The organism is Lacticaseibacillus suilingensis (assembly GCF_016861845.1).
Classification (GTDB): Bacteria; Bacillota; Bacilli; order Lactobacillales; family Lactobacillaceae; genus Lacticaseibacillus; species Lacticaseibacillus suilingensis.
Genome location: NZ_BOLV01000031.1, coordinates 1 through 7,755, shown reverse-complemented (window position 1 = coordinate 7,755; position 7,755 = coordinate 1). Strand labels below are relative to the sequence as shown.

Here is a 7,755-nt window from a genome sequence, read left to right as displayed (position 1 = left end):
ACTTTGGTACTTTGGTACTTTGGTACTTTGGTACTTTGGTACTTTGGTACTTTGGTACTTTGGTACTTTGGTACTTTGGTACTTTAGTAGTTGAACGCTTTTCGGTTTACACATTTACCTTGTTTTTAAAGTCTACTTTCCCATTACCTGTTTCAGCGCAAGATCAAACTCGTCCCGGAAATGCTCAACCTTTGCTGTCGAAAGTCTTTGATTGACATATGCGTCCGCCAGGGCGCTAACTAGTACGTCAAAGGTGACTTTGGTATCTACTGCGCTTAACTCCGTGACATATTCCTGCAAGACATCTAGTTTAGCTTTGGTGGCTGGTGAGATGCGTTGAGGCAACGTGGCGGTGTACAACGGGTCTTTCTTTGGGCGACCAATGGATACCTTCTTCTTTTCTACGCGTTTTTGTGTTTCTTCCTTTTCCCTTTGCTTAGGCGGGGTCAACCCACCTCTTGAAAAATCATTATCTCCTGCAATGGTGACCGCCGGTTTTGGCTGCCTCACAAGCTGCGTAAATGCTTTAGGTTTACTGTTCTTTGGGGTGGGAAATTCATTGCGTGTTGCCATGCTTCTTACGCCTCCTTACTACTCTGTACAAACTCGTCACGAGCATCGAGTTCGTTCAGTAGATCAATGAACCCTGCGTGTGCACGATAATCCCATTGTTCAAAGTTGCCATTTCGGTTACGGTTCAAGGTGATACCTGTCCGAGAATAGCCCTTCAATCGCTTTTGATACTTGATGACAGTAGAAGATACCGTATCGCCAAATTCCTCTCGCGCCTCACTCAGCACATCGTGATCCAGCTTGTCGTCTGACGTGAGCATGCAAGGAATAATATCAATGACCTGTAAGGAAACACCGTAGTGCTGCGCCATAAAGTTCTGGTAGCTAACGTACTTCTTAACCCCCTGCAGGGACTCGTCGACCGTCTGGAATGCGATGATGGAGTAGTCGCTGGCAGCCATTGCATTGTCTGAGAAAACCGAAATGGTCGGCGGCACATCCAGGAAAATGGCCTGGTACTTGTCTTTAATAGGATCTAGCAAGTTCTTGAGGACTGTAACCTGATCAGCTTCATCCGAAAAGCCTTGGATAACATATTTTTCAAAGGTTGAAAAGTTTGTTGTGCAGGCAATAAGGTCAAGATTATCGGATAGGTGCGTGATTGCCTCGTTAAAATCGTTGGCATTGATTCCGTCCATAATTGTCTTGTCTAATGAGCTTAAGCCAAATGACTTTGCTAGAACATCGCTAGCGTTTGCCTGCGGATCCAAGTCAACCAATAACGTCTTCTCATTACGAACTTCAGCATTGTCGTACGCAAGCATAGTCGCTATTTTTGTCTTACCCACGCCACCTTTAAAGTTTCCTACCGTAAATGTTCTCGCTGCCATACTATCTTCTCCTTAACGCTTAGTTTACTTTCAGTATACGGAAATAAAAGTCACAAGTCAATACCGTATACGAAAAATAATCTGTTTATAAATACCTGCATATCAAGGATTTAAAAACATTAATTCCCGTATACCGTATACGTAAAATAGTTCATGTATACGGTATACGTAAACTATTTCGGCATACGGTATACGTAAACGCGCTCTGCCATGCACGACAAAAAAGGGAAGTACTGTGTATGCTCCCCTGGCATTTCAAATATAAGCTGCTCCGCCCAACACCCGCAGAGACAAAAATCAACTTATCTGAAGTCCCAACCACATCTTCTATTGTTCAACAAAATAGGCTGGAATCGTCTTCTCGTTGGTTCTCTACGCGTATACGGTATACGGAAATTGATTAATACTCAGAACTGATAGAAAAACCGATAATAGACATTAAACACGGGCGGGTGTATACTACGTGTATACGAAAGGAGTGGTTTAGATGAAAGTGAAAGCAAGGAAAGTCGGCCATTCCGTGACGCTTACTGTACCAAAGCAACTTCTCGTCGAAGAAGGACAAGAATTTGAGGTTCAACGTAAAGCCGACGGCGCCATCGTGTTTATTCCGAAACACCGTAACCCATTTGAGGGCGACTGGTATAACGCAGATCTCAAACAAAACGAGGTCCTTGGTGACCAGGAGGTTCTGAATAGTGAGTGGAGCTGAATATATCCCACACAAAGGCGACATCGTGAGCGCCAGCTTCGACCCGAGTGCAGGCAAGGAGATACAGAAACGCCGGCCAGCTCTTGTCGTCAGTAACGCCAAATACGCGAAAATGACTGGTCTTGCAGTCGTTTGCCCTATTAGCCACGCTGAAGGCAATTGGCTAAACGCCACCGGGTTATTAGTTCCGCTGCACCAGAAAAAAACGGATGGCTACGTCAACCCACTTCAATTTCACACATTTGATTTTCGCCGCCGTCATTTTGAGCAGATTGAGCACGTTGCTGCGGACACACTAGCGCAAACATTGCAGACCATCAACGATATCATCAACGCGACTGAATCGTAAGAGCACAGTTCCATCAAAGGCTGAGTAACATCGGCCTTTTTTCGTAAAAAAATTCTTGATGTGAATATGTCTCTTTTTGTACTTTACGTATACCGTATACCGAAACTATTTACGTATACGGTATACGTAATGTATTTATGACACTGACGTGCGTCATTTGTCGATTTTTCTAATGTTCCAGTACTTTCATTTTCCGTATACGGTATACATTAATGCCAGTTTTCGTATACCGTATACGGAAAGATAACTAACAGAATAGAAAAAAAGGCGGCACTTTACGTCCCCGGTATGACTTACTTAACTTTCCCAGATATGGCAAGGTTCTTTGTATGTTCAGCAAATGGTAACCTCTATTGTGATTTGATTGTAGATCAGCACATCTCTTGCCAAGTCTCTAATCGAATCCAGCAGGTTGTAATTTTTTGTTCAAGCATGTGACCCTTTGCTGCTTTTCGTCGAGTAGTCTCCACAATTGCTCAGGTTGTTCAAAAAACTTTTCAGCACGTTTTTGTTGATTGCCTTAATTTTCGTATACCGTATACGTGTAAAATTGCAGTTCTCGTATACGGTATACGAAATGTATTGGTGACGTTCCCGTTCGTTCTCTGTAGCTTTAACCGATATAGCGGTCTTTTCTTTTTCCGTATACGGTATACGCAAAGCTGAGTTTCCGTATACCGTATACCGATGCCTTCGTTTTAGTATACCGTATACGGAAATAGTTTTAGTATACGGTATACGGAAAGTATTTTTATTGTTGTAACTTGAAAGGCGCAGTGTTACGCTCCAAATATAAAGAAAATGCCTGATCCGCAGACCAGGCATCTTACACAACACATCCGAAGTCATTATAGCATTATCTCGTGTAAGCTGCCATAATCATTGCAGTCAAATTGGTTATAGGGTATTCTAGCCCTGAACTACTTCTGTTTGTAATTAGAGTCGTCTGCGGAAACGCAGGGGACTCTTTTGCGTGTCAGCATAACAGGAGGAGCAATTATGTCGAATTTCCACTATACAAAAAAGGCGACAGTCTACAAGACCCAATTCTTCAAATTTCCGGCGGCGCTTCTTTACGCCGAAAAATATCGAACACTCAGCGACAAGGCAAAGATTGCCTACATGGCTCTCCAGGATCGCTTGCAGTTTTCAGTATCGAACAGTTGGGTAGACGCTGACGACAACGTCTTCTTTATCTACACGATAAAGGACCTCGAAAGCATCCTAAATTGCGGCCACTCGACTGTGGTCAAGGTTAAGCATGAACTTGAGGAGGCCGGATTGCTCGCTCAAAAACAAATGGGCCTGCATCAACCAAATCATCTTTATCTCGCTGAACTCGAAATTGATACTACCGAAAGTTACAACCATGATCCCGTCGAAAAGGCACTTCACAACGTTTCAGAAAGCAGACTTCCAGAAAGTGGAACTCCAACAAACGTCATGGATAAAGGAGTTCCACTTTCTGGAATTCCGAAAAGTGGAAGCAATCTAGAATCAAGTTCTAGATACCTTACTAGAGACCTTAAAGAGACAGAGACGCCTGATTTGGAATTGCATGAGTCTGTTTCGCCAACGAGCGAACATGCCCCAGTGCAAAACCCAGAACAGGATCAGGCGTTAGAGAGAACGCTCCTGGATAACTTTGCGGACAGCATCGACCCTGAAGTAACTGGAAACATCTTGAGTCGCAGCAGTCTTCAACTCATCGGCAAGTGGAGTCATACGCTCAAGGAAGCGCGTGAGCGTGTTGGCATTGTCCTGAATGCCAAGCGTGACGCTGAATTAGAGTACGATACCTACTTGGTCACCGAAGACTTGCAGGACGAGCTTAACAAGGCACTGCTGCGAGTTGTTATGCGCTGGAAAGATCAACTCGACGGCCGCAGCGAGCGTTCCATCCGCAACGTTGATAACTACCTCTACGGCGCGATGAAGGAAGTCTTTGAAAATGAGTCAATTCGCCAACTTACCTATCAGTCCAAAACCGATGCTGATCGGTCGGCTTTGCGTGACCTACGGGATCGCTTTGCTGACGCGCGGACGGGCAAGCAAGCCCGGATGGAAGCCCGTGAAGTAAACCGGGCCCGTCGGCGGCAACGGGAGCACAAGCAAGCGAATGCTTGACTTGGTGAAATGGTGCGGTATTATAAGTTTGTAGAACGAACATGTGTTCGATTTACGAAGTCTAGCCTGGCATAGTTGTGATTTGACAAGGGTTTGCGCAACATAACAGCCTTCGGGATAACGCTTACAAAATATTGAAAAATATTTAACGTTGACTTTTGCGAAAGGTCTGATATTCTGAAGGTGTAAATTGCGAGTGTCTCTATGGCACAAAAAAAGTGGGCTAACCGAAAGTGCTGACCGGGCTATCAACCCGGTTTAAGCGCAAATTCGGAGTCACACGATGGAATCAAAACTTCCTGAGTGACTACCCCCTACTGTACATCTACAGCATTTACAAGCTTACCATGTGTGGAAGCAGCACCATCGCTTCAAGCAGGGAAACTGTAAGTGAAGGATGTACCGAGGGAGGTCGCGGGGAAGCCTGTGACCTCCCTTTTTCTCGTCCCACTCGCAATTTATGTGGCGGAGGTTAATGCTTAAAGCAAGGGTAGGGTGGAAAAATGGGAAGATATGTAGCCATTGAAGATCTAGTACATAGTGCAGCAGCAATCCGCACTTGGGATCACCGCTATTTCATCAATCTGGGTGACGGTCGTTTGTACGATCGCTTCCAGGGCCAGCATGTCCTTCTAGAGCGTATCTATCCCAGCATCCGTACCGTGTATAACTCGCAGCATCGTGCCATCGCACACCGGAAACATCCGCGCGACAAACTGACGACGATACCGCCAGGCGCAATCTAATCTAGCAACAACGTGTGTGAAATATGCGTGCGCTTAACCAGCACACCACCTCTATGACGCGTTGAACTAGTGGCATCAACCGCTGGCCGCAGGCACGTCCGTCCTTTGACAACTGAATACCTTTATCCCTGCCCGCTTCTGGTCACTCTTAATGCGGGACACACAGCCAGGGACAGATTCGCGTGAGATCCACGCACACTACAAGAAGACGTGACCCAGATTCAAAACGAGCCACCTCACTAGTCGCTTAGGCGGCAAGGCACTTGATGGGCGCTGATATGATCAACGTTGCACTTAATCGCTAGACGGTGAATGCCATTGTGAGGACATGAAAAGGCGGGAAAGGTCATAGGGGCGCACGCCAAAAGCCTCTTGTCATGCAGCATAGCTGCTAAGGTCAGTCCGACTCAGGGCCTAAAGCCGGATGAAATGCTGATGTCAAAATACAACAATATGAACTATAAAAATGAACTCTAAAAACTAAACGGAAGTAGCGAAGACGTTAAACCCTACGTGTTAAGCGTAGGCATATTTCACACGCAAAAGTACGAACCGTAGGAGGTAAACTAATGCGACAGACAGAACGTGTACAATTAGTGGTGGGCCAGCTCACCGACTTTCTAAAGCAGCACTCAGGTAGTGCGACCTATCAGGATTATGCTCAGTACCGGCAAGCGAATGGGCGACCAATCACTGCATCTGAAGTTGGTATTTTGAGCAACGTGACGCGCTTGGCCACGGGTGTAACAAGAGTTTACAAGAAGCATGATAACCGCGTCGATACGTTTTGGATTCTGGATAGGAACCCAGAAGCGGTACATGTGTAGCTGTTACTTTGGCGGCTTACACGACAGCACAGTGTTCCTTTATCCTTTCGTCTCTCGACAAGACAATTCCTCCAGTATGAGGACAGTGTGTTGCCATGTAAGCCACTAAGGAAGGTGACAATAATGCTCAAAGAACAAGAAAAGCAAATATTTGACGGCCTTGGGCGGCCAATTAAGACCTTGGCTAAGGGTGTTCGCTACAAGATGGTTGATCACGGGTATTACACAACAGCCTTGAGGCCAGGTGAAACAGATGCGATAAGGCCGGTACTCCCAGATGATGCACAACGTTACTTGGATGCAAAGCTGAAGCTCAAAAGGATGCAATAGAAAAGAGCGCCTGGCTGATTGGCTAGGCTGTTGGATAAATCGCGAGGATATGGGGGAGATAGAAATGAAAAAGGCGACAATCACGGCAGGCAGTCTGATCCTAATGATAGCAATGACGCTTACGGCCTGCGGGCAAAAACCACAGCCCAGACAACCACCAATGATGATACAACGGTTGCGATAGAGACTCTGGAAAAGGATGTACGGGGTCTCTTCGAGAACAAGCTGTACGAGCTCCCAAGTAAGCACGTTACTGAGGCTAAGGTCGCTGCTGCAAGCAAGCAGTACAAGAAAGTCTACAAGCTCCGTGGTGATCTAACCAAGAGTCAAAAGAGGACATTGAAGTTAAGCAAGAATCGCATTGCAGCAATTAAGCACGTCATTGCTATTCAAGCCAGCATCAAAACTGCACTAGGCGACAAGCAAGTGATCACGGATGCGAAGTATGACAATACCACTCTGTCTACGCAATACGCCGCTGTGGCGAAGGCATTGCCAAAGTATTCTAAGACCATCAAAGCAGATGTTGACTTGATTGATGGGGAAGTGAAGGCGATCAAGGCTATCAACACCGCGACTACTGGCGATCCTGACCAGCAGAAGATAAATGCCGCTACAACGGCTATTAAGGCTGTTAAGCTCAAGGCTTTTGAGGACTACTGGTTGCCAAAGCTACCGAAAGTTGCAGCGGATGGGACAGTAACCAAGACCGATGGAACTGTGGCTGAAGTTAAGAACCCAACGCCAGCGCAGCAAGCCCAAGCCGCTGCTAAGAAGAACACTTCAACAGGGACTACGGCTTCAAGCGGTAGCCAGACTGCTACACGAACAACGGGGCGGACGACCACCAGTAGCACCACAAATTCGCGGCCAGCAGCCTCAAGCTCACATGGCACAACAAACCGTCCTTCTACTGGGGGTTCAACTGGATCCGGGACGGCTACCAAGCCACAACCTGCCAAGAAGCCACACGCGCCAGAAGCTGGATGGAATGTCTCCAATGGCGTTTACTCAACAATGCAAGCGGCAATGGCCGCAATGAACAAAGCTTTAGACAGAGAACTTGATGCTGGTAGAGCTCGCATAGCTCATGCGTACTCTGTTCCATATCAGGATGGTACTGTGATGTATTCGTGGGAGTTCACAGACTAAACAATTCATCTGATTTGCCTGACAACTAGTCAGGCTTTTTTCTACCATCAGTCAAGAGAAAGTTGATCTATTAGGCTTTCTCTTTTTCTTTGTCTTCCATTCTGACCTT

9 protein-coding genes are annotated in these 7,755 nt (G+C 46.2%); 7 read left to right on the top strand and 2 right to left on the bottom strand.

Going from position 1 to position 7,755, the window contains the following annotated elements; all coding sequences use genetic code 11:
* Positions 1-132: 132 nt before the first annotated feature.
* Complete coding sequence (locus JUF11_RS12315; protein WP_204119836.1) at positions 133-573, bottom strand: hypothetical protein; 441 nt, start codon at positions 571-573, stop codon at positions 133-135.
* Positions 574-578: 5 nt separating this feature from the next.
* Positions 579-1,403: a ParA family protein gene (locus tag JUF11_RS12310; protein WP_125582984.1), complete on the bottom strand. Its 825-nt coding sequence runs from the start codon at positions 1,401-1,403 to the stop codon at positions 579-581.
* Positions 1,404-1,890: 487 nt separating this feature from the next.
* On the opposite strand from JUF11_RS12310, the gene mazE reads away from it, so the two are divergent.
* The 7 genes from mazE (at position 1,891) to JUF11_RS12275 (ending at position 7,646) form a co-directional block, all read left to right on the top strand.
* Positions 1,891-2,115 carry a type II toxin-antitoxin system PemI/MazE family antitoxin gene (gene mazE / locus JUF11_RS12305; RefSeq protein WP_204119835.1) on the top strand — a complete coding sequence of 75 codons (225 nt, stop codon included), beginning with the start codon at positions 1,891-1,893 and terminating at the stop codon, positions 2,113-2,115.
* Positions 2,102-2,464, top strand: coding sequence for a type II toxin-antitoxin system PemK/MazF family toxin (locus tag JUF11_RS12300; protein WP_204119834.1), 363 nt, complete (start codon positions 2,102-2,104; stop codon positions 2,462-2,464). Before mazE ends, JUF11_RS12300 begins: the two co-directional genes overlap by 14 nt.
* Before the next feature lie 999 nt (positions 2,465-3,463).
* On the top strand, positions 3,464-4,591 hold the full coding sequence (locus tag JUF11_RS12295) for a replication initiator protein A (RefSeq protein WP_204119833.1): 1,128 nt from the start codon (positions 3,464-3,466) through the stop codon (positions 4,589-4,591).
* Positions 4,592-5,094: 503 nt separating this feature from the next.
* Complete coding sequence (locus JUF11_RS13405) at positions 5,095-5,337, top strand: hypothetical protein (protein WP_203664196.1); 243 nt, start codon at positions 5,095-5,097, stop codon at positions 5,335-5,337.
* A 569-nt stretch (positions 5,338-5,906) separates the two neighbouring features.
* On the top strand, positions 5,907-6,164 hold the full coding sequence (locus JUF11_RS12285; protein ID WP_204119832.1) for a hypothetical protein: 258 nt from the start codon (positions 5,907-5,909) through the stop codon (positions 6,162-6,164).
* Between the two features lie 123 nt (positions 6,165-6,287).
* A complete protein-coding gene (locus JUF11_RS12280; RefSeq protein WP_204119831.1) occupies positions 6,288-6,494 on the top strand; it encodes a hypothetical protein in 207 nt (68 codons plus the stop codon).
* 18 nt (positions 6,495-6,512) lie between these two features.
* The gene (locus tag JUF11_RS12275) at positions 6,513-7,646 is read left to right on the top strand and encodes a hypothetical protein (RefSeq protein ID WP_204119830.1); all 1,134 of its coding nucleotides are present in this window, start codon (positions 6,513-6,515) and stop codon (positions 7,644-7,646) included.
* Positions 7,647-7,755: the final 109 nt, after the last annotated feature.